Origin of the sequence: Nesterenkonia flava, from assembly GCF_031432335.1 — a bacterium.
GTDB lineage: Bacteria > Actinomycetota > Actinomycetes > Actinomycetales > Micrococcaceae > Nesterenkonia > Nesterenkonia flava.
In genome coordinates this window covers 26294-50759 of the sequence record NZ_JAVKGT010000016.1, presented here as the reverse complement: position 1 = coordinate 50759, position 24466 = coordinate 26294, and the positions used below count along the sequence as shown (strand labels likewise).

Below are 24466 nucleotides of genomic sequence, written 5' to 3'. Positions count from 1 at the left end.
TGACGGGGAGAAATGTCCCTCACACAATACCCCAGAGGGGGGATCGAGAAACCCCCTGAGGCCGATGTGCACGTGGTCCTCGACTGCCAGGCTGTAGCCAGGAAGAAAGGAACACCGTGCACACTCTCACATCATCCGGCAGGTCCGTAAAGCCCTCCGCGTCGCCCCAGGTGTCCGGGGGCGGCCGGCGTATCCTCATTGGCGCCGATACGTTCCCGCCGGATGTCAACGGTGCCGCGAGATTCTCCCGAGACCACGCTGTGCGTCTGGCCCGGAAAGGACACAGCGTGCACATCGTCGCACCGGCCACTGGGCGCCGCGCCTCGGCGGGATACGAGCAGTTCGACGACGTTTGGCTCTTCGTCCACCGTCTCCCCAGTCTGAGATGGCCCCTCCATGACTGGCTGCGGTTTGCGCCCCCTTGGGAGGCGCGCACGCGAGTGCGCAGCATCCTGAAGACGGTCAAGCCCGACGTCGTCCACATTCAGTCTTTCCTGGGGATCGGCCGTGCGCTGGCCATTGAGAGCCACAGCCGGGAGATCCCCACGATCGCGACCAATCACGTCATGCCCGAGAATGTCCTGGAATACAGCGGGCTTCCGCAGCCCATTCACCCGGTGCTCACCCGGTACGGCTGGAGCCTGGCCCGCTCGACCTATGCCCGAGTGGGGGCGGTGACCAGTCCCACCCCCATCGCGGCGCGGTATCTGCAGCAGCACACGGGGCTGGGCCGGGTGGAGCCGATTTCCTGCGGCATCGACACCGGACGCTTCACCCCCAAACGCTGCAGACCCGAGACCAGCAGTGTGCTCTACGTGGGCCGCCTCGACCGGGAGAAGAACCTGCACACTCTTGTGGAGGCCTTCGCCCTGGTGAGACAGAGTCAGCGCGCCACCCTGGACATCGTGGGCAAAGGCTCCGAACGCGAGGGCCTGGAACAGCGCGCACGCTCCCTCGGCATTGCCTCCGACGTCAGGTTCCACGGGCTGGTCTCCGACGATCAACTGGTGCGACTCCATCACCAGGCCAGCGTGTTCGTCATGCCCTCACCCGCCGAACTGCAGAGCCTGGCCACACTGGAGGCGCTGTCCTCAGCCACCCCCGCCGTCGTCGCCGATGCCATGGCCCTCCCGCATCTGGTGACCGACGGTGTCGAGGGGTTCCGCGCCGCAGTCGATGACCCCGCGAGCTTCAGCACCGGCATCACCCGCATCCTTCAGGCCTCGGCCGCCGAGTATGAGCGGTACATGCAGGCTGCACTGCGCAGGGCGGCCCAGCACGACTCCCACCATGTCCTCACTCAGTACGAGCACCTCTATGACCGTACTGCCAGCCTCGTCTGATCGGACCCTGCGTCCCGGAGAGGGGTGTTGATCTCCATGTCGCTCTTCCCGGGTCAGGAATCCCTGCAGAGCCTGCCGCTGCTGGGAGGCCTCGCCGTGGCCATTGGCGGGGCAGTTCTGATGTCCTTGGGCGCGCATTATCAGCACAAGGGCGTGGGCTCCCTGGCAGTACCGGGCGACGACGACGGCAGATCGCTCACAGCTTTGAGCATCCGGCACCTGCTGGGAAGTCGCGTCTGGCTGTTCGGCACGGTGCTGCTGTGCTGCGCGGTGCTGGCTCAAATCCTCGCGCTGGCCCTGGCTCCCCTGGCCGTAGTGCAGCCGTTGGGAGTGCTGGCCCTGGTGGTTTCCACACTGCTTCACGCGCGCACGCACGGGGTCCGCACCTCGCGCGCTGCCGTGTATGCCATGTCCCTGTGTGTTACCGGCGTGGTGGTCTTTGTCATGGTGGCAGTCGCCTTCACTTCGAATCGCCCCGTGACTGGACAGCATTCCCTGACGCTCTCAGTGATGCTGGGCGCAGTGCTGGCCGCGGCGCTGCTCGTCTCACTGGTGCTGCGCCGCATCAGACGAGTCGGGGTGCTCTACTTCGTTGCCGCCGCCGGAGTGATCTATGGCCTGGTGGTCACGCTCGCCAAATCAATGATCAGCACGTTCCAGACCGGGTCGGTTGATGTGAGCATCGTGGTGCACGGCCTGGTCCTCGTGGCGGGAACTGTGGTCGGCGGATACTTCGTCCAAGCAGCCCATGCCGTGGGCCGGCCCCACATTGTGGTGGCGGGGCTGACCGTGATTGACCCAGCGGTAGCGGTCGCCGTCGGCCTGTACCTGTTGGGGGAGGGCAGCGAGCTCCCCGCTTGGGGGTCAGCGGTGTTCGTGGTGGCCGGGGCCTGTGCGGTCTACGGGGTCGTGGAGCTGTCGCGGCACCAGCAGGGACCGCCGACGGAAGAAGCCCGCGAGAAGTGTCCCCAGCGCGACGAGGTCCCCTGCCCTGCGCGGTGATCACGGCACGATGATCAAGTTTCACGTTGCGCCCAGGCTCCCGCCGTAGGGTGGCCGGACAGTCGACTACTTCTAAGGTGCGCCGATGAACGCTGCTCGATGGATCCCGCTGCCTCGCCTGATCGAACCGACTTTCACCCTAGTCGCTCAGCTGCGGTCAGGGCGTGCCGTCCACCGCGGTGGGGAGGTGTTCCAGGGAAAACTCCACCTCGACGACGCCGGCTCGCCCACGGTGCGTGCCTTAGGAGGTCCGGCCGAGCTCCCCGCGCTGGTCCGGCTCTCCAAGGGGCTGGGAACACCTGGCGAAGCCCCCGACATTCTTGGCATCGCCTTGCGGCTGCGCCCAGACAGCGACGATCCGATCGACATTCTCACCTCCACGGTTGGCCGTCGAGGATGGCGACGGATGCTGCCTGCCGCGTCCCGGGGGTGGAGGAGTCAGCCGTACAGCACCGTCCTGCCCTATCGGGCGCAGGGCCAGACAGTGATGCTCGGCCTGCGCCCACGGTTCTATGACGACGCCGGAGCCTCCCCTCAGACCGCCGCCGCGCTCGCCGGCAACGCGGCCCTGGAGCTTCTGCTGGAGGAACGACGCGGTGGCGCCTGGCACGCGGTGGGGCGCCTGCACGTGGGCGCCGTCGTCGAACGTGACCTCGCCTTTGACCCCTACCTGGTCAACCTGCCCGACTTAGCGCCCGTGCCGTTTCTCGCTGCGACCAGGCGACATGCCTATCGCGGATCCCGGCGGGGCCGAGGCGCGGCCCTCGGCATGGCGCGCAGGCCCCGTGCGGCCCGTCGCTGAGAAAAACACCCGAGAGCTCTGCCCAGACCAGGGATCTGCATCCTGAAAGGAGGATCCCGGAAGGAAACCACACTCCGGGGCGTTGAGCCAGACGTGCATGGTGAATACAAAGTCCCCGAGGGCAAGCTCATAGTGGCCGACGTCGACGTCGAGGAGGGGCGCCTCCGCAACGTCAGGCTCTCCGGAGACTTCTTCCTCGAACCTGAAGACGCCCTCGGGCGCATGTCAGACGCGTTGGAAGGGCTCCCCGCGGATGCGCCAGCCGCCACCTTTGAGTACGCCGTGGAGCAGGCCCGGGGTGACGCGGTGATGGTCGGATTCGATGCCCATGCCGTAGCCATCACTGTTCTGCGCGCTCTGAACCGCAGCTCCAGCTGGCATGACCACGACTTCGAACTCGTCGACACCGGCGAGCAGCACCCCGCCATGCAGATGGCCTTGGACGAAGTCATCGCCCGCCAGGTCGGCAGCGGTGAGCGCGACCCCACTCTGCGTGTGTGGGAATGGGCCTCCAACGCCGTGATCATCGGGTCCTTCCAGTCGCTGTCCAACGAGGTAGACCTGGAGGCGGCAGCTCGCCACAACACCACCGTGGTGCGCCGCATCTCCGGGGGCGGGGCCATGTTTGTAGAACCAGGCAACACCATCACCTACTCGCTCTACGTGCCGGGCACGCTGGTCGAAGGCATGAGTTTTGTGGAGTCCTACGCCTATCTGGATGCCTGGATCATCCGCGCCCTGAAGGAGCTGGGCGTCGATGCCTCCTACGTGCCCATCAACGACATCGTCTCCCCGGCGGGAAAAATCGGCGGAGCCGCCCAGAAGAGGTTCTCCAACGGGGCGGTCCTGCACCACGTGACCATGTCCTACGACATGGACGTCTCCAAGATGATGGACATCCTGCGCATCGGCAGGGAGAAGCTCTCCGATAAGGGCCACATCAGTGCCGGTAAGCGGGTGGACCCCATCCGTTCCCAGACCGGGCTGACCCGGGTAAAGGTGGTGGAGGCGATGCTGAAGACCTTCGACGGCAGCTACGGGCTGCGTCATGTGGACCTGGATGAGCCGACTCGACGTGCCGCCGAGGAACTCGCCCGCGAGAAGTATGAGTCTGAGGCCTGGTTGGCGCGAGTGCCCTGATCGGACTCTCCGGGGCCATGGTGATGCTGGTGGCCTGGGCGGGGGTTCTCCTGACATGGGTGGCGCTGCTGGGTCAGGCGATGCTGCGCGACTCCCCCCGGCGTGACGGCTGCACTGGAGCAAGTCCGCAGAAAGAAGGCTCCGGCGCTGCTGGAGGAGGTCCGCTGGGAGCTCCTCCTTGAGGGCACTGCCGTGCAGACCCTGCACATTGGTCCCTACGACGACGAGGCTGAGGTGCTGGCCGCCATGCATCAGAAGGCGATCCCCGCTCGGGGGCTGAGCATGCCTGGCAGGCACCACGAGATCTATCTCAGTGACCCTCGCAGAACGGTCCCGCAGAAGCTGCGGACCATCCTCCGGCAGCCCGTCGCGACGCTCCCGGCGGCCCACGCCGCGTCTTGAGGGTCAGTGCTCCTCGGGGGAGCGTGCCAGGTGAATGATCGAGGCGATCAGGCTGCCCCAAACCGTCACCAGTGCCACAACCATCATCACAATCGCAGGCGTCTCCATCAGACGGTCTCCTTTCCTGCTTCGTCACGGTCGGGGTCTTCCATATGCATGGCGGAACCGCTGCGCCAGGGCACAAAGCTCAGCACCACGGCGACGACAAGCACTGCAGCCAGTGCGCCCCAGCCGAAGGTGGTCACCACCCACGTGTCGAAGCCGCCGTAGCCTTCGCGCACCTTGTCCACAATGTCCATCACCAGCAGGATGCCCAGTACCACCGGCAGCACGATACCGATGAAGAACTTCCAGATCGGCCCCACCTTGAAGGAACCGAAGGCATTCAGCGCATTGGCGAGAGTGTCGAGTTTGCGGTAGACCCAGGTCACCAGCAGCACGGTAAGGAAGGCGCCCATCACAATGCCGATGTTGTTCGAGAAGGCATCGACCACGTCGAGGATCGTCACGCCTGAGACGCCACCGATCAGCACCACCGACAGCACGGCCGCGGCACCGCCGGCCACCGCGACCGAGACGGGGCGGGACCAGCCAGTCTTGTCCTTGACGGAGGAGACGACGACCTCAAGGATGGAGACCAGCGAGGTCAGGCCCGCCAGCGTCAGCGCACCGAAGAAGAGCACGCCCACGAGAGCGGAAGCAGGGGCCTCGGAGATGATCGTGGGGAAGGCGATGAATGCCAGGCCCAGACCGGAGTCGGCGACCTCCCCGACCGCGGTGCTCTGAGCCAGCGCGAGGAAGCCCAGGGCCGCGAAGACGCCGATGGCTGCCAGAAGCTCGAACGAGGAGTTCGCAAAGCCCACGACCAGACCGGAACCGGTGGCATTGGACTTGCGCTTCAGGTACGAGGCGTAGGTGATCATGATGCCGAAGCCCACCGACAGGCTGAAGAAGATCTGGCCGTAGGCCTGAATCCAGACGGTGCCGCTGGTCAGTGCTGACCAGTCGGGAGTGAACAGGGCGTTCAGTCCCGTGGCAGCGCCCTCGAGCGTCAGGGAGTACCCCACCAGCACCACGAACATCAGCACCAGGACCGGAAGCCCGATCATGGAGGCCATGGTGATGCCCTTACGCACACCGGTGGCCAGGGCCACCAGCACCAGGACCCAGACCGCGATGAGCGGCCAGCCCACCTGCGCCACAAAGTCCAGCGAGATACCGGTGCCTCCGGCGCCACCTTCGTCGTACTGCAGGTACTCGCCGAAGAAGAAGCCGGCGGCGTCGTCACCCCAGGCCTGGTTCAGCGAGAACCACGTGTACATGGCCGCCCAGGCAATGATGGCCGCATAGTAGACCGCGATCAGGAAGCAGATGCCTACCTGAAGCCAGCCGATGACCTCGGCACTGGGGTGCAGACGCTTGAAGGCCAGCGGCGGGGAGCCCCGGAACTTGTATCCGATGGCGTAGTCCAGCAGAAGAATGGGGATGCCGGCGGTCAGCAGGGCGATCAGATAGGGGATGAGGAAGGCGCCGCCGCCGTTCTCATAGGTGATGTAGGGGAAGCGCCAGATGTTGCCCAGCCCCACGGCCGAGCCCATGGCCACCAGAATGAACGCGGTGCGTCCCGAGAAGCTCTCGCGGATGCGGAACTTGGGTGCTGCGTCAGTGCTCGCAGACATCTCTTCCTCCAGATCGGGCACCGCCACGGCGCCCCGCACGACGCCGTCAGGCAGGTACGTGGTGGGCAGATCCGATGGGTCCCGGGGTGCGGTCAGCAGTTCAGGGGATCAGCATAGCCCTGTTGTGACGATCACATTAACGGCATCTCACACTCTGGATGCCCAGGTCTTGGACCCCGGAGGGTCTCAGAATCGACGGCGCCCGTTAGCTGATCTCGCCCTGCCCCCGGCGTTCACGATGGAATTCTCGGACTAGGAACTAGCCGGCCCAGGCGTGCAGCTCCTCACCGGAGAGCACCTCCCCGGGGTGCGGGCCCGCTGCCCACATCATCTGCAACTGCTGCTCGGTAAAGCCCCGGCGCGAGAATGCGAAGACCAGATTGCCTTCCTCGCGTGCGGCAAGCACAGAGCCGGGTGCGCTGACCAGCGTGGTGGGCCTGCCGTCGTGGTGCGCGTGGCTGTTCCGCGCAGAGGCTTCCTCGGCCGCGGCGAGCATGGTGCGGGTGATCCCGCGGGCAAAGCCCATATCGGCGTCGTCACCGAAGTTCACCATCATGACTCCCTCCGGGCTCACCGCACTCAGCACGTGGGCAAAGAACTCTCGCGAGGTGAGGGAAGCCGGCGCCTGCGAGGAATTGAACAGATCCACGACGACGACGTCGAACCGTTCCTGGGAGAGCGCGCCACCGGGTGCCAGAACCTCGGCGGCATCAGCGACCACATTGCGCGGATGCGGCTGCATGGGCAGGTGCTCCAGCACGAACTCGACGAGCTCAGGCTCAATATCCACCACGGTCTGGCGCACTGAGGGGCGCCACCACTGGAACCATCGTGGCAGGGTCAGGGCTCCGGCGCCCAGGTGCAGCACGGACTCAGGCCAACCGGGGGCTGCACGGGAGTCGGCTGCCGCCGAAGACCTCAGGGCGGTGAGCACTGAGCGCATCCGGCGCAGATAGTCATGCAGCAGAAACCCGGGATCGGCGATCTCCACGTGGGACTGTTCCGCCATTCCGGCCTCCGGAGTGCCTGTGGTGAGCACCACCCCGGTCTCGGTGAGGGTGTCTCGAGTCAGCTCCGCCGTCATTCCCGACCAGCTCAGACGCGTGCGGCGGGGCAGCTCAGGAAGTGATGACATGCCACCAGCCTACGGCGCACCCCAAGCGCACGAGGACGGCCCCGCTCCGCCGGTGGTCTGTCGCCACGAGCAGAACGGGGGCCGCTGTTTCCTCTATCCAGTGCGTCTTAACACCGTGGGGCGTGAGGCGAGCCTCATGCCGCGAGGCGATGGGGAGGACGCCGGGCCGGGCTCCGGTGCGCTAGTGGGTAGCGCTGGGAGCACGGGTGCCGGCGGGGTAGCGGATCTCCTCCACCATCTCCTGGACCTCCTCCGACGGCGGGGCCGTCAGCTTGGAAACCACGATGGTCACTACGAAGTTCAGCAGCGCACCGATAGTGCCGATGCCCTCCGGGGAGATGCCGAACACGTGGTCGTTGGCGCCGGTGCCGAAAATCTCCAGGGTGTAGATCATGTAGCTTGCGCTGAAGATCAGACCGGAGAGCATGCCGGCTGCTGCACCTGTGGCGTTGGCCTTCTTCCAGAAGATGCCCAGTATGAGGATCGGGAAGAAGGTCGAGGCCGCCAGGCCGAAGGCGAAGGCCACCACCTGGGCCACGAACGCCGGTGGGTTCAGACCGGCGAAGATCGCGATGATCACCGCGCCGGTCATCGCCAGGCGGCCCACCAGCATCTGCGTCTTCTCGGAAGCCTTCTCCTTGGAGATCATCCGGTAGTAGATGTCGTGGGAGGCGGCCGAGGAGATCACCAGCAGCAGGCCGGCTGCGGTCGAGAGCGCCGCAGCCATACCGCCGGCAGCCATCAGGCCGATGATCGGGGCAGGCAGGCCACTGATCTCCGGGGATGCCAGCACCAGAATGTCGTTGGAGACAATCAGGTCGGCGCCGGAGGCGGCCTGGTTGGAGACCGTCTGGATGATACCGTCCTCGGCGTTGAGGGTGACATATCCGGCGTCGGCCCAGGGGGTGATCCAGGCGGGCAGTTCGTCCGCCGTAGAGCCCTCTGCGGTGCGCAGCAGGTTCAGGTTCGTGAAGGCGCCCACGGCGGGAGCCGTGAGGTAGAGCAGGGAGATGAAGAACAGTGCCCAGAACGCGGAGAATCGTGCGCCGCGCACCGTCTTGGTGGTGTAGAAGCGGATGATCACATGCGGCAGGCCCGCCGTGCCCAGCATCAGCGATGCGGTCACGAGGAACACATCCAGCTGGCCGCCGGCGCGTCCGGCAAACGCGTCGGTGAACTCGTGCAGACCGAACTGCGTGCGCAGCTCATCCAGCTCAGCCAGGATGGTGCCGTAGGTGACCTGCGGGATCGGGAATCCGCCGATGGCCTGAGAGACCGCCACGGCGGGGATCAGGTAGGCGATGATGAGCACAATGTACTGCGCCACCTGGGTGTAGGTGATGCCTTTCATGCCGCCGAGCACGGCGTAGAAGAAGATCACCGCCGCCGCAACGACGACGGCCCACTCGGCCGACAGGCCGAGGAAGCGGGCGAAGACCACGCCGCCACCGGTCATCTGGCCCACCACGTAGGTGAAGGAGATGACGATGGCGCAGATGGCTGCGATCACCCGGACGGTGTCGTTGTAGCGGTCGCCCACGAACTCCGGCACCGTGAACTTGCCCCACTTGCGCAGGTAGGGGGCCAGCAGCAAGGCCAGCAGCACGTAGCCGCCGGTCCAGCCCATCAGGTAGACGGAGCCGTCGGATCCCAGGAAAGCGATCATGCCGGCCATGCCGATGAAGGAGGCTGCACTCATCCAGTCGGCGGCTACTGCCATACCGTTGTAGATCGTGGGCACGCCCTGGGAGGCCACGTAGAACTCTTTGGTCTCCTTCACGCGGGAGCGCCACGCGATGAACATGTAGAGACCAAAGGTCAGAATCAGGAAGAAGAACGTCCAGAACTGCATATCGCTCACAGTCGTTCACCATCCCCATTGCGCTCGGAGACTCCGAACTCGTCGTCGATGCGGTCCATCCACAGGGCGTAGACCAGAATCAGAATCACGAAGGTGTAGATCGATCCCTGCTGGGCGAACCACAGGCCCAAGGGGAAGCCGAGAATGACAATGTTGTTCAGCGGCTCGATCAGCAGCACGCCGAATCCGAGCGAAACCACAGCCCAGATGGCCAGGAGGATGACAAGCATCCTCACGTTCTTCTTCCAATAGCGACGACGCCAGCTCAGGTCCTCTCCTGGCGGTCCGCTGGAAGTGCTCTCATGTGCCACGTCGGACATGTGAGGCTCCTATCCACTTCTGATTGCGAGTCACATCCGCGCCCGATGCGCGAATGCCGTGGCGGCATCTCCACCTGATGGGCGTGACATGCCTGTGCACACAGCACACCCTGAATGTGAGCTGCATCACAAGTGAACGGACGCAAGTGGTCCAAATGAGTTGGCGAACGGTCATTTGAAAGGTCTTAGCGGCTAGCTAGACGTTTATCGGCCATTCATCGCGCTATAGCGACCGTTCATCCCCGGAAAACCCGCCGTTGAGTAACGGTTGCCGCTCAGCAATAGATTATGTGACGCAGGTCACCCTAGAATGAGCCGCATGACGACGACCTCGAAAAATTCTGCCCACGCCGTCGAAGACAAAGGCCTCGCGGGCATCGCCGCACGGCTCAAGGCGGGCCGGGCCTCCGGCTGGGGAGTCTTCCACCCCGGCAGCTGGCCCATGATGATCGGCGGGATGATGCTTATCGTCTCCGCCTTCCTGCCCTGGGTCTACCTTCCTTTCATTCAGGACATCACCGGGGAAACGTTCGCTTTCCGCGGCACCGACGGCCCCGGGGTGATCACCCTGTCGGTGGGTTGCCTGGCCTTCGCCGGTGCATTCGTTCCCCGACGCCGACTGGCCATTGCCCACGCCGGCATCCCCGGACTGGTGGTGGCAGCCATTGTGCTGCTGCAGTGCTGGAACCTGGTGGCATTCTCGGCGCAGCTTGATGCCTGGGGTGGACTGCTGCCCGGCATGGGGCTGGTGCTGGCCGGCGGTGGTGCGGTGATCCTGCTGAAAGTCACGTGGCGGATGTGGTCAGCATGGTCACCGCGTTAATCCTGGACCCGGATCCGCTCGCCCGCGGCAAGCTACGCCGCGTGCTGGAGCGGGTCGATGGTGTAGAGGTACTGGGTGAAGTGACCGGTCCGGAGGAGGCCGTGGCGCTGCTCACGCGGCTGGACTCCGAAGGCCATGAGCTGAGCATGAGCTCTGTCTCTGGGGTTCAGTCCACCGGGCTTGATGACGGTAGAGACACGCGCAGCCAGGGCCGTAACTCGGCGACGCGGGAGCAGTCCAACTCCAGGCAGGATGACGACGTCGAACCATTGGTGCGCATTCCCGTGCACAAAGACGGTCGCACGGTCCTGGTCGAGTCGGATGCCATTGTCTACGCCTCAGCCGCGCGGGGTTATTCGTCGCTGAAGCTGGCTGATGAGAAGGTCCTGGTGTCGTTCTCGCTCAACGAGCTCGAGCGCCGTCTGCACGGACACTTCTTCCGTGTGCATCGTTCCTCTTTGGTGAATCTGCGCTACGTCAGGGAACTGGTGCCGGACTTCCGCGGCTCCCTGGTGCTCGTCATGGGGGATAGGCAGCGATCTCGGGTCGAGGTCTCGCGCCGTCAGGCCCGTGAGCTGCGCCGTCGTCTGGGGGTCTGACCTACTCGTCAGGGCGAGGAGGCCGTCGTCGTGCGTGGTGACCGTGTTTGCCGGAAGTTCACCTGCCAGTGCGGAATGAACCCGCAGTCCGGCGAGTTGCTAGACGAGCGGAAGCCTAAGGCTCCCAACTGACTCACCGAGAGGACAAGGCATTCATGACTGCAGTACCCACTGTGAAGCTCAATGACGGTTACGAGATCCCGCAGCTTGGCTTCGGCGTGTGGCAGGTTCCTGCCGAACAGGCCGAAGAAGTTGTGGCCAAGGCGCTGGAGGTCGGGTACCGCCACATCGACACTGCGGCTATCTATGGCAACGAGGAGGGCGTGGGCACGGCGATTGCCAAGTCTGGTATTCCGCGCGAGGAGCTCTACATCACCACCAAGCTCTGGGTGTCGGACTTCAAGGCCGGCACTACCAGGGAGGCGCTGCGCACCTCCCTGGAGAAGCTGGGGCTGGAGTACGTGGACCTCTACCTCATTCACTGGCCCTCTCCGAATGACGAGAAGTACCTCGAGGCCTGGAAAGCCCTGGAGGAGCTGAAGGAGGAGGGGCTGACCCGAAGCATCGGTGTTTCCAACTTCCTGCCTGAGCACCTGGACAAGGTGGCCGAGGTGGGTTCTGTCACCCCGGCGGTCAACCAGATCGAGATCCACCCCCTGTTGCAGCAGCGTGACGTGCAGGCCTCCAATGAGAAGTACGGCATTGCTACCCAGGCCTGGAGCCCGCTAGCCCAGGGGCAGGTCTTTGATGAGGAGCCCGTGAAGGCTGCTGCGCAGGCGCACGGTGTGAATCCGGCGCAGGTGGTGATCCGCTGGCACCTGCAGCAGGGCCGCATCCTCTTCCCCAAGTCTGTGACGCCGGAGCGTATTGCGTCGAACTTCGACGTGTTCGGCTTCGCGCTCACTGACGAGGAGCTTTCCGCGATTGACGCGTTGGAGCGCGACGGTCGCATCGGCGCGAACCCCGCGGAGTTCAACCCCGCCGGATGAGTCCGTCGTTTAAGGACCCCGCCCCTTCAGCCTGCAGCGGGCGGGGTCCTTGTCTGTCCCGGGATCGAATGCATCCGCTGCTGGTGTGGTCGTCGCTTCAGCGCGATATTCCGTCGATAACACCAGCGCTCGTCTCTTATCCAGAGACGAAAGCGCCCCGGTGCCGCTTTCTTGCGGAAGCCACCGGGGCGCTGAGCGTCACTCAGACGATCAGGCGTCGTCGTTCTTCTTGGGCTCGTTCTCCGGCTCCACCACGGGGATGGTACCGGTGGCCAGCGTCTCGTCGAAGAACTCCTCGGACTCCTGCTCCCAGCCCACGTAGGACTCGGAGAACTCGGGAGTCTCGAAGGTGGCCTCCTCGAGCGGGTCGCGCCAGCCCATGGAGCGGTCCCAGCCGAGCACGCCGGTGGACTCATCCACCGTGGTGGCATGAGCAGGCACGTCCTCCACCGCGATCACCAGATCATGGCTGGCCTTGCCCTCAGCCAGCTTCCGCGTGCCGGAGGACGCCGGCAGGCCGGCCAGGGTCGCTGAGGCGCTGCCGAACATGCTGCGCAGCGAGCGGGTCTGACGGTTGAGCAGCTCCAGCAGGTTCTTCTGCACGGCAGCCTCCTCGCCCGTCCCTGCGGCCTCGCGAGCAGTCTCCACCAGCGCTGCCTTGGTCGCGTGGCGACGGACCCGGACGTACCGGTTCATGGTCCGGCCCTCGTACAGGAACAGCCGGATCTGAGAGATCATCGCCAACGCGTAGACGATCGACAGCGGCGCCGCCGCGGCAATGGAGGACACCTGCAGCACCCTCAGGGAGGCCGCCGGGTCCTGCGCCGCAGCCAGCAGCACAATGGCGGTCAGGGCGATCAGTGCGGTCCAGAAGACACGCGTGAGCTTCGGGGTCTCGGTGCGGCCGCCGTAGGCGAGCACGTCGGTGACCAGCGAGCCGGAGTCGCCGGAGGTGATGAAGAAGGTCGTGATCACGATGATGGCGACCACTGCCAGGATCGAAGTCCAGGGCAGGTTCTCCAGCAGGAGGAAGAGGGATTCGTCGTTACCCACGGTGTAGGTCGCGTTTCCGGCCTCGTCGAGGACCACATTGCCGTCGTCGTCGAGCACCTCCACCAGCATGGATTCCTCACCACGGGTGATGAGGTACCACAGGCCAGCGTTGCCGAAGATGGAGAACCACACAATGCCCACCAGGGTGGGGGCAAGCAGCACGCCCAGGACGAACTCGCGGATGGTGCGGCCGCGGGAGATGCGGGCGATGAACATGCCCACGAACGGGGCCCAGGACATCCACCAGCCCCAGTAGTAGATGGTCCAGTCAGCGGACCAGCCGCCCAGCAGGGTCCAGCCGCCCTCCTCGTCCTCGCCGATGCCCGCACCGGTGCCGGCGTAGTCGGCCCCGGTCTCGAAAAGCAGCTGCGGGAAGGCCATGAGGTACTCGCCGATGTTTCCGACGAAGGACTGCAGCAGGAACAGGGTGGGGCCGGCGATCAGGACGAAGAAGGCCATGAGCGCGGCAATCACCATGTTGACGTTCGACAGCCACTTCAGGCCCTTGTGCACGCCCGTGACCACAGAGATGGTGGCGATGGCCATGATGACGACGACCAGGCCGGTGAGCAGCCACTCGTTGTCGGTATCGGCCCAACCCATGAAGCCCAGACCGGCGGCGATCTGCTGTGTGCCCAGGCCCAGCGAGGTCACCACGCCAAAGACCGTGCCGACGATGGCGACAATGTCGATCACGTGACCGACCCAGGACTCGATGAGCTTGCGGCCGAAGATCGGCTCCAGCAGCCAGCGGATGGACAGCGGGCGACCGCGGCGGAAGGTCATGTACGCCAGGCCCAGGCCCACAATCACGTACATGGCCCAGGCGTGAAGACCCCAGTGGAAGATGGTCAGACCCATGGCGTCGCCCATAGCGGCGGACTGCGTAGCGGCGATCGGTTCGCCCGCCTCGTTTACGCCCAGGTCACCGGTGACCTCCGGGGGAGAGGTGAAGTGCCACAGCGGCTCTGCTACACCCCAGAAGACCAGGCCGATGCCCATGCCGGCGGCGAAGAGCATGGTGAACCAGGAGCCCAGGGAGAACTCCGGCTTCTCGTCATCGCGGCCCAGCCGAATGTTGCCGGCCTTGGAGAGTCCAGCCCAGAGAGCGAACGCGACGAAGGCGGCGCCGAGGATCACATACCACCAGCCGATGCTGTTGACGATGGTGGCGTTGAGCTCATCGAAAGCTGCGGCAGCGTCCTCACCTGCGGCGTTGCCGTACAGGGTGGCGGCCACCAGGCCGCCGAGAATCAGAATCACAGAGATGAGAAACACGGGTTTGTTCAACCCGCGCCACACATCCGTGAGGGACCAGTCCCTCAGCTTCGCTTCCGGTTGAGAAGCCATTTACATTCCTCCTGTTGCATACCCAAACTGAAGCGTGTAGCACGTCAGTTCCTCAAGTAGTAAAGCGACACTATTAGTTCAGAGATAGTGCGGGGGCGCAAGCGCTCATGACTAGCGACGGAACTGAGAATCCATGCGTGATAAATGAGAGATCACGCCGTAGCGCGGGTGCGCAGCAGTTGGGTTACGCCTTCATAACTGTTTTCCCTCATGCCGCGACCTGGTTTGACTTGATTGAACTGGCGGTTACGGTAGTGGGCATGCCCAAAGGCTTGATCAAGCCTGCGCACCGGGTGAGGGGAACTCGGCGAACCGGCGTCACCGCCGTCGTCGCCTGTGCTCTCATCCTCACTGGCGCAGCCGGGGCGCATGCTGCGCCCACCAGCTACGAGGCAGGGATCGCCCTGACCTCCAGCTCGGCCTACCCCGCACCCGGCCAGCCCGTGGAGCCCGCCCCGAGTCCTTCCGCTGAGCAGACCACCACGGTAGAGAAGGCGGAAGGTGACCTGCGCGTGGCCACGCTGCACGCCAACCTCACCGCCGAATCCTTAGACGGTCTCGTGGCCTCCTTGGCCACCGGCAACGACCCCCGGGCTCGAGTCCTGGCCGAGACCGTGCAGCTGAACGATCCGGACGTGCTGCTGCTCACGGGCGTAAGCTTCGACGAGAATCACCAGATCGCTCAGGCGCTGCAGCAGCACTTCCACATCGGACAGAACAACCAGTCCGGCGTGGACTACCCCTACTACTTCACCGCTCCCACCAATTCGGGGATGGACTCCGGCGCGGATCTCGATCGCGACGGCGTGATCGGTGGTCCCACCGACGCCATCGGCTACGGAACCTATCCCGGGCAGTACGGGATGATCGTCTTTTCCAAGCACCCGATCCTTGAATCCGAGATCAGGACCTTCCAGAACTTCCTGTGGCGGGACATGCCCTCCAGCTCGATGCCCGCAGAGCGCTACTCCGAGCTGGAGCAGTCGGTGATGCGTCTGGCAGAGACCACCCTGTGGGATGTGCCGGTGCTCCCCGAGGGCAGCGACGAGCCCCTCCACGTGATCGCCAACTCCGTGGCCACACCTCCCGTGGCCGAGGAGATCGACGTGGACCGCGGCAATGACAAGCGACGCATGATCGCCGATTACTTCTCCGGCCGCGGAAGCTACATCTACGACGACGACGGACGCACCGGACCCCTGAGCCCTGACGCCGAGTACGTGGTCGTGGGACAGCCCGCTTCCAAGCAGGGGACGCTCGGGGATGAGGAGGACCTGTCGGTTCTGCTGGACTCCGGGCTGGTGCAGGATCCTGCCCCCGAGGCGGTCACCGAGGCACCCCTGAGCGCTCGTCCCGGCGGCACCGCCATGACCGATGAGACGGCGACGCGCGCGGTGTCCGGCGGCCACGATGTCCGGGCCTCGTTCATCCTGCCCTCCTGGGGGCTGGAGATCAGCGAGTCCGGAGTCTTCTGGCCCAGCGAGGGCGAGGTTGGATACCGCTTGGTGGATCCCTACTCCACGTCCAATCCCGCCGACCGGCTGGTCTGGGTAGACCTCGAGCCGTAGTCGGCCCTCCGGACGGGGAAGTGGCGGGCACGTCGACACCCCGCGCGCCGGACACCTAAAGTGGAGACCATGGCCTCCAAGAGCATTCAGCCCTACGGGGCATCCGACCGTACGTCCCAGGATCTCGCTGTGCCGTCCCCCGGGCCGATGACCGGGCCCGGCGGCGGCAAGGCTCCCAAGAAGGGCAAGAAGGCCTCGGGCGGACAGTCCTCCCTCATGCGTTCGGCAGCCACCAGCTACGTCGCGACCAAGGGCATCTCCCTGGTCTCGAAGCAGGCGTTCAACGAAGACGGCACTCTGACACCGAGCGCGGAGACATTCCTGACCCGCGCCGTGACCGTACAGCGCCCCATCGTGCTGGCGAATCTGCGGCGCCTGCGCAAGGCCCACCCCACCCTGACCAACCGTCAGCTGGCTCACCAGTTGGACAAGGAGTTCAAGCGCTCCATGACTGGGGGAGGGGCGCTCATCGGTGCCACTGCCGCCGTGCCGGCAGTAGGCACCATCGCCTCCCTGGGGATCTCGACCCTGGCCACCAGCAGCTTCTTGGAGCTCTCCGCCCTCTATGCCCAGTCAGTGGCCGAGCTCTCCGGGGTGACCACAGAGAACCCCGACCGGGCCAAACTGCTGGTCATGGGCATCATGCTCGGCGAGGAGGGGCGGAAGCTGCTGGCTGAGCTCTCCGATCAGGCCGGCGGTCGCGGCACCGGCCCCTACGGCTCCCTGGTGCCGATGAACTCTCTGGCCAGCGGCGCAGCCGCGTCCTCCTCCATGGCTGGGCTGATCGTGGATCAACTCAAGCGCCAGTTCATCAAGCGCTTCTTCATCCGGCAGGGCACCTCCATGGTGGGCCGGGCGTTGCCCTACGGCATCGGCGCGGTCGTGGGCGGGACTGCCAACCGGGCCTTGGCCAAGCAGATCATCGCCAGTGCGCACAAGACCTTCGGCGAACTGCCCGAAGAGACGCCGCCCTCCTTGGTGGAGGACTTCAAGCGCGGACTGGAGCGAGAGAAGCAGCGCGCTGACCGCAAGGAGCGGCGCCTGAAGAAGAAGGAGCTGAAGGCGCAGGGCGCTGAAGAGCGCAAAGAGCGCAAAAGGCTCCGCAAGGCCGAGGCTGAGCAGAACAAGGCGTTGAAGCCCTCCGGCTCGGACTCTTAAGGACGTTCACCGAGCGTTCACGCAGTGTTCCACCCGGATTTCGCCTGTTTGTCGCCTGCAGTTCCTCAGGCCTGTCTAGCGTGGGGCTCGTGGCGATCACACACGCACGTCCGCTGGGCCGCATCCCTGCTGCGGCGCTCCACACCATTCCCGAGGACCTGGACCTCGCAACGGGACCGGAGCATAGGCTCCGCCGTCGTCGTCCCCGGGTTTTCGCCCACCGCGGTGCCTCTGGGCTTTTCCCGGAACACAGCCGCGCGGCCTACATGCGAGCCATCGCTGAGGGAGCCGACGGGCTGGAGATCGACCTGCACCTGAGCCGGGACGGTGAGGCGATCTGCCTGCATGATCCTACGGTGAACCGCACCAGCAACGGTCACGGTGCCGTGGCGGATATGACGCTGTCACAGCTCCGGGCGCTGGACGTGGTCTCCTGGAAGACGCCCAGGCTTCCCGCCCACTACGGCAGCACGTCCCAGCAGCTGATGACCCTGCAGGACACCCTGGAACTGCTGGTCGACGCCGGACGGGACATCGGGCTGGCCGTGGAGTTCAAACACCCTTCGCCCTACGGCAACCGACTCGAGGAGCGGGCCCTTCAGGTGCTGCTGAGCTTCGGATGGGACCCTGAAACCTCGACCATCCCCGCTGGGGACCAGGGTCAGTACCGCGTCTACGTGTCCTTTATGAGCTTCTACCCTGGTTCGCTCCGCTACCTGGCCGAGACGGTCTCCACCGAAGCGCTGTGCGCGCTGTTCACCACTGTCACCGAGTCACACGTCACCAAGCGCATCCATCACCTGCGCTTCTCCGCGGCGCTGCGGCCGGTGGTCGCCGCCGTCATGCGCGGCACCGTCAAAGACTCCGAGTCCATGGTCTGGAACCGGCAGGCAGGCCTGGCGGGCCCCTCCGTGGAGTACTCCCTGGAGCATAAGGCCGAGATCAAAGCCTGGGTTGCTCGCGGCACCCGGCTGCGGGTCTGGACCGTGGACTCCGTCAGCGACGCCCAGGCTCTGGTGGAGCTGGGGGTCCAGGAGCTGACCACCAACTACCCCGCACGCATCTTGCGCACCGTCGCCGCCTGAGCCTGGCAGCCCCTCTACGCCTGAGGGGGACGAGCCGCTCTGGCAGAGGGCCTCGTCAAGGTGCCCGCGGCTGGGTACCATGTGGGCACAGCCAAGGGAGGTCAGCATGTCGCAAGCATCGGCAGAGAACAAGCGCTACGGCGTCGTGGTCGGAGTGGATGGTTCGGAACAGTCCCTGCGAGCGGCGCACTGGGCCGCAGCGGAGGCGCACCGGCGCGGACTGGATCTGACGGTGGTCACCGCCTACTCGCTGCCGGCGTTTGCCGCGTCCTCCATGGACGGCGGGTACGCAATGATGGACGACTCCACGCTCCGCTCGGGAGCCGAGAAGGTGCTGGATCAGGCCCGGCAGTTCCTCCGCGACTATCCGGGGCCGGTGAACTACACGATTGAATCCGGTGATCCCGCCGGGGTCCTGCTGGAGTATTCGCAGCGCGCGGAGATTCTGGTGGTGGGCTCCCGGGGCCGCGGAGGGTTCTTCGGCCGGCTTCTGGGATCAGTGTCGGTGAACCTCCCGGCCCACGCCCACTGTCCCACCGTCCTGGTGCCGCTGAAGTTCTCTTCCCAGGAGTCCAACGCGGTGACCACCGCCACCGGAGCGATCCCGGTGGTCTCGGCCCATGACGAGCCGGGTGCGGCTACCCAGGACCTGATCGACCAGGGAGCGCATCCGTTGGGGACCTCCGACACTCGGCCCGTGGTGGCCGGTGTGGATGGTTCGGACTACGGGCGCGTGGCCGCGCTGGTCGCCGCGCAGGAGGCGCAGGACAGGGGCACCACGCTGCGCCTGGTGTGTGCGCTGCCCCCGCTGGGGGCCACGCTGGTGTGGATCCCCACGCACATCGAGGACTCCGGCGCGGTCAACGAGCTCAAGGAGAAGCTTGAGGCAGGCCGGCGCTGGATCAACTCCCACTACCCGGACCTGGCGGTGGAATACGAGGTCATCGACGGCACCGCGGTCGATGTTCTGGTGCGGGAGACGCGCACCGCTCAGCTGACGGTGCTGGGCACTCGGGGCCGGGGCGGATTCGCCGGGATGCTGCTGGGCTCCACCTCACAGGGCGTTATTCAGCACGCTGAGGGTCCCCTGATGGTGGTTCCGGAGAGCGACGACGAGCGTTTGGAGAACCGGGCGGAGTTCCAGCCGGTCCTCTGACGACTCCCGCGGTTGCGGGCCCCGGGCAGGCGTGACGTGGTCCGATGACGCCGGTGGCCAGGTGACGTCGGGTGGCCGGTGGCGCAGTGCAGGCATGAGAAAACGGGTGAGCCCCGGTGACCATCACGGTCACCGGGGCTCACCCGTTGGAGAGACTGGCGTGGATCAGCCCGGCCGCACCGCGGTGGGGTTGAGCTGGTTGGACATCAGGAGCGGTCCCACACGCACGCCTATGGAAGGGTTCAGGGCTTCCACTACCTGGCCGTTGCCCAGGTAGATGCCCACGTGGAAGATGCTTCCGTTGCCGCCCCAGAAGATCAGGTCGCCGCGGCGAGCCTGGCTGAAGGGAATCTGCGTGCCACCGTTGTTGAACTGCTGCTGGGCGGTGCGGGGCAGGTTGATGCCTGCCTGGCGGAAGGCTGCAGAGGTCAGACCGGAGCAGTCGAAGCCGTTGGGGCCGTTACCGCCCCAGCTGTAGAAGCTGTCGCCGCGGTTGACGGTAGCCACGGCCCAGTCGGCTGCCACAGCGCCGCCACCGCCGCCGCTGGAGGCCGGCTGGGGGTTGGGGTTCTGCGCGGGAGCCTGAGTCTGCGTCTGAGTCGGGCTGGGAGCCGGTGCCTGGGTGGTGCGGGTTGCCGTCGGCGTCGGGGAGGGCGCCGGAGCGTGCTGACGCTCCAGGTAGTCCACGTGCCAGCGCAGGGCCTGCTGAGAGACCGTGCCGTCAGCGTTGGTCAGGTCAGGATTGCGCAGCACGGCTCGGTAGTAATCGCCACCAGTCCCGCTGAAGCCGGGCTCAAGTCGCGCGCCCTTGTTGAGCAGATCCTGCACCGACTGGCTCAGCCCGTTCCAGCCAGGAATCGAGGGCGTGGGAGCCGGTGCCGGGGTCGGCGTGGGTGTCGGAGTCCGCGTGGGTGTGGGAGTGGGCGTCGGGGTCGGCGTGGGCGTCGGGGTCGGCGTCGCCGAGGGAGTAGGAGTCGGGGTAGGCGACGCGGTGGGGCTCGGAGTCGGGGTGGGAGTCGCGGTCTCCTCCGGCTCGGCCTGGGAGCGCAGGTAGGACACATGGGAGCTCAGGGCTTCCCAGTTCACGGCACCGGACTCAGTGGTCAGCCCGTCGTTGTCCCGGACCAGGGCGTAGTAGTCGCGCGCCCCGCCGCTGAAGCCGGACTCCAGCTCGGCGCCGTCGGTCAGCAGAGCCTGCTGATCAGAGCTGAGCTCATCGAAGGCTGGCACACTCGCGGTCGGCGTCGGCGTCGGAGTGGGAGTCGGCTCAGCCGACTCGGTCGCCGTCGCGGAGGGCTCCGGCTCGGGGGTGGGCGTCGCGGAAGGAGTCGGAGTCGGCGTGGCCGAGGGGGTGGCCTCGGGCTCTTCGGAAGGTGCGGCTTCCCCTTCCGCGCCTTCCGAAGAGCCTTCAGCGGTCTCGTCCTCCGCCTCGGCGGCTGCCTCTTCAGCGTCCTCATCCGTCACACGTGCCTGCTCAGCCTGAGCACGCAGGTGCTGGATGCGGTAGGCCAGCTGCTCGTGGTCTACCTCGCCGTTTTCGTCAATAAAGTCTGAATTGCCCAGCACATGCTCGAAGAAGGACTGCAGATCGCCTTCCCAGCCCTCGAGCTCCTTGAGTGCCACCAGCAGATCGTAGAGGCGCTCACCGACCTCGTCGACGTCGGTGCTCAGCTCCTCCGCGTTGGAGGCGGCAGCCTGCACGGCACGATCAGCCTCGGCAGCCTCGCGCTCAGCCTGAGCGGCGAGCTCCTCAGCCTCACGGGCTGCCTGCTCGGCTTCGACGGCTTCCTGTTCGGCCTGCTCGTCGAGGTACTGATCGGTGGCATCCTCTGCCAGCACGTCCTCGTCGGAGAGCAGCACATCGGCGGCGGAGGTGTCCTCCTCTCGGTAGCCCTCGGCCGCTGCGGAGGCCTCAACCTGGGCCGCGGCCTCACGGGCCTCCTCGGCCTCGCGGGCGGCTTCGTCGGCAGCCACCTGGCGCTCAACAGCCGCGGCGTGCTCCATTTGGATCTGAACTTCGATCTCCATGGCGCGGTCGCTGGCCTGAGCGATGCGCTCGGAGATATCGGCCATCATCTGATCGGTGGCCTCGGCGGACTCCCGTGCCGTGGAGATTTCCTTGGCGGAGGGGATGTCGGGCAGCTCGGTGACCACCACAGAGTCGGAGAGGTTCTGGTCCTGACTGTCCTGAACGGCGTTGGTGGCGCGGTCAGCGACCAGGTCGGGCAGAGTCGTCCCGACAAGCGCTGTCGTCACGACAACGGCAGTCACGGCCGCCACCGCGAGATTGCGACGGTAGTTCACGGTAGTTCCTCACTTTTCCTCACTTGTGCAGCACGCACACGGTCTGAGCCTTGGGTGCGCAGGCCGTGGCAGTCCTCAGGCAGGCAGACGCTTTCCAGGAGGAATAAAGGTGGGAACCCCTGGTGAAGCGACTAGCGATGGGAAACGCGTAAACCTGATGACCCTTCGTGGTGCTACGCCGGTAACGATAGTTGCGCAATCGCAACCTTGGCAATAGCTCGTGTCGTTTCTGTGACGAAGCTGTGAGGGCTACTTCCGTGTGATTCCGGGGGAGTAAGGTCACAAAACGGTCTCAAGCAACCTTCAACCTACTTTAAGGTTGAGGTTCCGGGACTTCTTTTCCACCCTGTGCTATTAGCCCCATCCCAGCCGGTGCAGGGTGGCGTCGTCGATGCCGAAGAAGTGGGCGACCTCATGAATAACAGTAATGGTCACCTGCTCGACGACGTCCTCGTGGGTCTCGCAGATCGCTTCAATCGCCTCCTTATACAGAGTGATGCGATCCGGCATGGCCCAGGGCTCGGCTCCGCGCTCGGTCAGCGGTATACCCTCGTAGAGTCCCAGCAGAGTGGTGTGGGGGTCTTCCCAGGGCTGAGGGGTGTAGCGGTCCTCAACAAAGATGGCTACGTTATCCAGCTGCGCAGCGAGCTGCTGGGGGATGAGGTCCAGGGCCTCGGCGACGGCGTCGTCGAACTCCTCGTCGCTCATGCGGTAAGCCATGCGCCCCAGTCTGTCATGACCGTGGCGTGTGCAAGCTGGGGGATTTGCCGACTCGCGCGCAGTGCTACTAGACTTTTACAGGTTCCCCCATGGGGCTGCTCGTTCAGCCCTGATGAGGGTTCGGGCCCCCATCGTCTAGCGGCCTAGGACACCGCCCTTTCACGGCGGCGGCACGGGTTCGAATCCCGTTGGGGGTACAGGTTGGGACGATTTGGACCAGCCGGAGGAACTCTGATAGAGTTTCTCCTCGTGCCGAGCGGCACAAAACAGAATAAGGCCCTGTAGCGCAGTTGGTTAGCGCGCCGCCCTGTCACGGCGGAGGTCGCGGGTTCAAGTCCCGTCAGGGTCGCTCGACGCCGGTTCTTAGTCAGGCTCTGTAGCTCAGTTGGTAGAGCGTTCGACTGAAAATCGAAAGGTCACCGGATCGACGCCGGTCGGAGCCACGAACCCGGTGTCACGGAAAGCCTCGGACCATCTGGTCCGGGGCTTTTCTGTTTCCTGGGAGTCCCCCGGAAGGCCATTGACGACGCTTTATTGTGCCTGGGGCGTGGGGTAAGTTGTGAGCAGGCAGAATACCTTGAGTTTCCGCCAGGATACGGACTCTTACAGGAGGGAATACGATGACGCAGCAGCCAGAAGGTGCACCCCAGCAGCCCGGACAGCCGGCTCCCCAGTACCCGCAGCAGGGCTACCCCCAGCAGGGATACCCGCAGCAGGGTGGATACGGCTACTCCCAGCAGCAGCCGGCGCAGAACAAGGGCCCCAACGGCTTCTCCGCCCTCTTCGACTTCAGCTTCAAGACCCTGCACGCCGAGCGCTTCGGCAAGGTTTTCTTCGGCCTCATCGTGGCCCTGGCCGGCATCTGGTGGCTGGCTAACATCATCGACGCGCTCGTGCGCGCCTCGATGGCCAACGACTTCGCCGTGTGGACCTTCCTCGAAGCCGTGCTGCTGAGCTGGATCATCCCGGCGCTGGTGGTCATCTTCGGCCGCCTCCTCACCGAGCTGACGGTGGCAGCCATCCGCACTTCCGAGAAGAAGTAGCCACTTACTTCGTTACGACAGAGCCCGCCGCCCCGGTGAAGGGGTGGCGGGCTCCGTCGTAATTCTGCCGGACCGCTGTTTGCGTGGGCTGGTCTCAGGCCAGATCCACGACGACGGGAGCATGATCGCTTGCGCCCTTGCCGCGGCGTTCGTCCTTGTCGATAAACGCGTTCTCGACCCGCTGCGCCACCGCGGGGGAGCCCAGCAGAAAGTCGATGCGCATGCCCTGGCGCTTCTGGAAGCGCAGACTCGTGTAGTCCCAGTAGGTGTAGACCCCGGGACCCTCGGCGTGAGGACGCACCATATCGGTGTAACCGGCCTCGAGGAACTCCCGGAAGGCACTGCGCTCGGGTTCCGTCACGTGGGTCATCTGGTTCTTCTCGAAGAACTCATTGTCCCAGACGTCCTCATCCTGGGGTGCGATGTTCCAGTCGCCGGCCAGCACAATCTGGGCCTGGGGATCATCAGCCAGCCACGACTGCGCGTGCTCGCGCAGCTGGCGCAGCCAGGCGAGCTTGTAGACCATGTGCTCGTCCTCGCGGGTGCGCCCGTTGGGCACATAGAGGCTCCAGATCCGCACGCCGTCGCATGTGGCCCCGATGGCCCGGGCCTCCTGAACGGGATCCTTCCCGCCCTTGCCGAAGGGCGGCTGGTTCTGGAAGGTCCGCTCGACGTCGGACATCCCCACCCGAGAGGCGATGGCGACGCCGTTCCACTGGCTGAAGCCGAAATGGGCGACGTCATAGCCGTTGTGCTCGAAGACCTCCCACGGGAAGTTGTCGTCCTTGCACTTGGTCTCCTGGATGGCCAGGACGTCGACGTCGGACTTCTCCAGCCATGCCTCCACGCGGTCTGCCCGCGCGCGCATTGAATTCACATTCCATGTTGCAATTCGCACGCGGTCCACCGTATCAATCGCGCCGGTGTACGGCGC

At 65.3% G+C, this 24466-nt stretch carries 22 protein-coding genes and 3 tRNA genes; 16 read left to right on the top strand and 9 right to left on the bottom strand.

Annotated elements, in window-relative coordinates; all coding sequences use genetic code 11:
* Nucleotides 1–116: 116 nt before the first annotated feature.
* The 5 genes from RH857_RS07550 (at nt 117) to RH857_RS07530 (ending at nt 4689) form a co-directional block, all read left to right on the top strand.
* Entirely contained in the window at nt 117–1343 is a 1227-nt protein-coding gene (locus RH857_RS07550; RefSeq protein ID WP_310537364.1) for a glycosyltransferase, read from the top strand.
* Between the two features lie 36 nt (nt 1344–1379).
* Nucleotides 1380–2345: a DMT family transporter gene (locus RH857_RS07545; RefSeq protein WP_310537363.1), complete on the top strand. Its 966-nt coding sequence runs from the start codon at nt 1380–1382 to the stop codon at nt 2343–2345.
* An 85-nt stretch (nt 2346–2430) separates the two neighbouring features.
* Complete coding sequence (locus RH857_RS07540) at nt 2431–3147, top strand: hypothetical protein (RefSeq protein WP_310537362.1); 717 nt, start codon at nt 2431–2433, stop codon at nt 3145–3147.
* 93 nt (nt 3148–3240) lie between these two features.
* On the top strand, nt 3241–4287 hold the full coding sequence (gene lplB / locus RH857_RS07535) for a lipoate-protein ligase small subunit (RefSeq protein ID WP_310537361.1): 1047 nt from the start codon (nt 3241–3243) through the stop codon (nt 4285–4287).
* Between the two features lie 102 nt (nt 4288–4389).
* A complete protein-coding gene (locus tag RH857_RS07530) occupies nt 4390–4689 on the top strand; it encodes a GyrI-like domain-containing protein (protein WP_310537360.1) in 300 nt (99 codons plus the stop codon).
* Between the two features lie 3 nt (nt 4690–4692).
* Here RH857_RS07530 and RH857_RS07525 read toward each other — a convergent pair whose 3' ends face one another.
* The 5 genes from RH857_RS07525 to RH857_RS07505 all read right to left on the bottom strand — a co-directional run bounded on the left by RH857_RS07525 (nt 4693) and on the right by RH857_RS07505 (nt 9684).
* Nucleotides 4693–4797 carry a methionine/alanine import family NSS transporter small subunit gene (locus RH857_RS07525; RefSeq protein ID WP_310537359.1) on the bottom strand — a complete coding sequence of 35 codons (105 nt, stop codon included), beginning with the start codon at nt 4795–4797 and terminating at the stop codon, nt 4693–4695.
* Complete coding sequence (locus RH857_RS07520) at nt 4797–6368, bottom strand: sodium-dependent transporter (protein ID WP_310537358.1); 1572 nt, start codon at nt 6366–6368, stop codon at nt 4797–4799. The genes RH857_RS07525 and RH857_RS07520 overlap by 1 nt, the downstream gene beginning before the upstream one ends.
* A gap of 259 nt (nt 6369–6627) precedes the next feature.
* Nucleotides 6628–7503 (bottom strand): spermidine synthase, encoded by an 876-nt coding sequence (locus tag RH857_RS07515; RefSeq protein ID WP_310537357.1) that lies wholly within the window; start codon nt 7501–7503, stop codon nt 6628–6630.
* 181 nt (nt 7504–7684) lie between these two features.
* On the bottom strand, nt 7685–9355 hold the full coding sequence (locus tag RH857_RS07510) for a sodium:solute symporter family protein (protein WP_310537384.1): 1671 nt from the start codon (nt 9353–9355) through the stop codon (nt 7685–7687).
* 5 nt (nt 9356–9360) lie between these two features.
* Complete coding sequence (locus tag RH857_RS07505) at nt 9361–9684, bottom strand: DUF4212 domain-containing protein (protein WP_310537356.1); 324 nt, start codon at nt 9682–9684, stop codon at nt 9361–9363.
* Between the two features lie 319 nt (nt 9685–10003).
* Between RH857_RS07505 and RH857_RS07500 the strand changes: the two genes are divergently transcribed.
* The 3 genes from RH857_RS07500 to RH857_RS07490 all read left to right on the top strand — a co-directional run bounded on the left by RH857_RS07500 (nt 10004) and on the right by RH857_RS07490 (nt 12095).
* The gene (locus RH857_RS07500) at nt 10004–10507 is read left to right on the top strand and encodes a hypothetical protein (protein ID WP_310537355.1); all 504 of its coding nucleotides are present in this window, start codon (nt 10004–10006) and stop codon (nt 10505–10507) included.
* Entirely contained in the window at nt 10492–11106 is a 615-nt protein-coding gene (locus RH857_RS07495; RefSeq protein WP_310537354.1) for a LytR/AlgR family response regulator transcription factor, read from the top strand. The genes RH857_RS07500 and RH857_RS07495 overlap by 16 nt, the downstream gene beginning before the upstream one ends.
* A 155-nt stretch (nt 11107–11261) precedes the next feature.
* Nucleotides 11262–12095 (top strand): aldo/keto reductase, encoded by an 834-nt coding sequence (locus RH857_RS07490; RefSeq protein WP_310537353.1) that lies wholly within the window; start codon nt 11262–11264, stop codon nt 12093–12095.
* Nucleotides 12096–12305: 210 nt separating this feature from the next.
* On the opposite strand, the gene RH857_RS07485 is transcribed toward RH857_RS07490, so the two are convergent.
* Entirely contained in the window at nt 12306–14498 is a 2193-nt protein-coding gene (locus RH857_RS07485; protein ID WP_310537352.1) for a BCCT family transporter, read from the bottom strand.
* Between the two features lie 260 nt (nt 14499–14758).
* Between RH857_RS07485 and RH857_RS07480 the strand changes: the two genes are divergently transcribed.
* The 4 genes from RH857_RS07480 (at nt 14759) to RH857_RS07465 (ending at nt 19465) form a co-directional block, all read left to right on the top strand.
* Nucleotides 14759–16066, top strand: coding sequence for an endonuclease/exonuclease/phosphatase family protein (locus RH857_RS07480; RefSeq protein ID WP_310537351.1), 1308 nt, complete (start codon nt 14759–14761; stop codon nt 16064–16066).
* A 69-nt stretch (nt 16067–16135) separates the two neighbouring features.
* A complete protein-coding gene (locus tag RH857_RS07475; protein ID WP_310537350.1) occupies nt 16136–17224 on the top strand; it encodes a hypothetical protein in 1089 nt (362 codons plus the stop codon).
* Between the two features lie 89 nt (nt 17225–17313).
* Entirely contained in the window at nt 17314–18309 is a 996-nt protein-coding gene (locus RH857_RS07470) for a glycerophosphodiester phosphodiesterase (protein WP_310537349.1), read from the top strand.
* Nucleotides 18310–18415: 106 nt separating this feature from the next.
* On the top strand, nt 18416–19465 hold the full coding sequence (locus RH857_RS07465) for a universal stress protein (RefSeq protein WP_310537348.1): 1050 nt from the start codon (nt 18416–18418) through the stop codon (nt 19463–19465).
* Between the two features lie 165 nt (nt 19466–19630).
* Here the strand turns inward: RH857_RS07465 and RH857_RS07460 are convergent, their stop codons facing one another.
* Entirely contained in the window at nt 19631–21769 is a 2139-nt protein-coding gene (locus RH857_RS07460; protein WP_310537347.1) for a C40 family peptidase, read from the bottom strand.
* Nucleotides 21770–22123: 354 nt separating this feature from the next.
* Entirely contained in the window at nt 22124–22489 is a 366-nt protein-coding gene (locus tag RH857_RS07455; RefSeq protein ID WP_310537346.1) for a metallopeptidase family protein, read from the bottom strand.
* 124 nt (nt 22490–22613) lie between these two features.
* Between RH857_RS07455 and RH857_RS07450 the strand changes: the two genes are divergently transcribed.
* The 4 genes from RH857_RS07450 (at nt 22614) to RH857_RS07435 (ending at nt 23532) form a co-directional block, all read left to right on the top strand.
* A tRNA-Glu gene (locus RH857_RS07450) sits at nt 22614–22686 on the top strand.
* 78 nt (nt 22687–22764) lie between these two features.
* Nucleotides 22765–22838: transfer RNA gene (locus tag RH857_RS07445), tRNA-Asp, on the top strand.
* Nucleotides 22839–22859: 21 nt separating this feature from the next.
* Nucleotides 22860–22932: transfer RNA gene (locus tag RH857_RS07440), tRNA-Phe, on the top strand.
* A 177-nt stretch (nt 22933–23109) separates the two neighbouring features.
* Nucleotides 23110–23532 (top strand): DUF4282 domain-containing protein, encoded by a 423-nt coding sequence (locus RH857_RS07435; protein WP_310537345.1) that lies wholly within the window; start codon nt 23110–23112, stop codon nt 23530–23532.
* A 94-nt stretch (nt 23533–23626) separates the two neighbouring features.
* Here the strand turns inward: RH857_RS07435 and RH857_RS07430 are convergent, their stop codons facing one another.
* On the bottom strand, nt 23627–24430 hold the full coding sequence (locus RH857_RS07430; protein WP_310537344.1) for an exodeoxyribonuclease III: 804 nt from the start codon (nt 24428–24430) through the stop codon (nt 23627–23629).
* Between the last annotated feature and the right edge of the window lie 36 nt (nt 24431–24466).

Excerpts from the sequence above, each read along its gene's own strand:
- RH857_RS07505 (WP_310537356.1), bottom strand. The coding sequence starts at position 9,684 with ATGTCCGACGTGGCACATGAGAGCACTTCCAGCGGACCGCCAGGAGAG.
- RH857_RS07465 (WP_310537348.1), top strand. The coding sequence starts at position 18,416 with ATGTCGCAAGCATCGGCAGAGAACAAGCGCTACGGCGTCGTGGTCGGA.
- RH857_RS07475 (WP_310537350.1), top strand. The coding sequence starts at position 16,136 with ATGGCCTCCAAGAGCATTCAGCCCTACGGGGCATCCGACCGTACGTCC.
- RH857_RS07495 (WP_310537354.1), top strand. The coding sequence starts at position 10,492 with ATGGTCACCGCGTTAATCCTGGACCCGGATCCGCTCGCCCGCGGCAAG.
- RH857_RS07515 (WP_310537357.1), bottom strand. The coding sequence starts at position 7,503 with ATGTCATCACTTCCTGAGCTGCCCCGCCGCACGCGTCTGAGCTGGTCG.
- RH857_RS07540 (WP_310537362.1), top strand. The coding sequence starts at position 2,431 with ATGAACGCTGCTCGATGGATCCCGCTGCCTCGCCTGATCGAACCGACT.
- RH857_RS07435 (WP_310537345.1), top strand. The coding sequence starts at position 23,110 with ATGACGCAGCAGCCAGAAGGTGCACCCCAGCAGCCCGGACAGCCGGCT.
- RH857_RS07545 (WP_310537363.1), top strand. The coding sequence starts at position 1,380 with ATGTCGCTCTTCCCGGGTCAGGAATCCCTGCAGAGCCTGCCGCTGCTG.
- RH857_RS07485 (WP_310537352.1), bottom strand. The coding sequence starts at position 14,498 with ATGGCTTCTCAACCGGAAGCGAAGCTGAGGGACTGGTCCCTCACGGAT.
- RH857_RS07520 (WP_310537358.1), bottom strand. The coding sequence starts at position 6,368 with ATGTCTGCGAGCACTGACGCAGCACCCAAGTTCCGCATCCGCGAGAGC.
- RH857_RS07525 (WP_310537359.1), bottom strand. The coding sequence starts at position 4,797 with ATGGAGACGCCTGCGATTGTGATGATGGTTGTGGCACTGGTGACGGTT.
- RH857_RS07510 (WP_310537384.1), bottom strand. The coding sequence starts at position 9,355 with ATGCAGTTCTGGACGTTCTTCTTCCTGATTCTGACCTTTGGTCTCTAC.
- RH857_RS07490 (WP_310537353.1), top strand. The coding sequence starts at position 11,262 with ATGACTGCAGTACCCACTGTGAAGCTCAATGACGGTTACGAGATCCCG.
- RH857_RS07455 (WP_310537346.1), bottom strand. The coding sequence starts at position 22,489 with ATGGCTTACCGCATGAGCGACGAGGAGTTCGACGACGCCGTCGCCGAG.
- RH857_RS07500 (WP_310537355.1), top strand. The coding sequence starts at position 10,004 with ATGACGACGACCTCGAAAAATTCTGCCCACGCCGTCGAAGACAAAGGC.
- RH857_RS07480 (WP_310537351.1), top strand. The coding sequence starts at position 14,759 with ATGCCCAAAGGCTTGATCAAGCCTGCGCACCGGGTGAGGGGAACTCGG.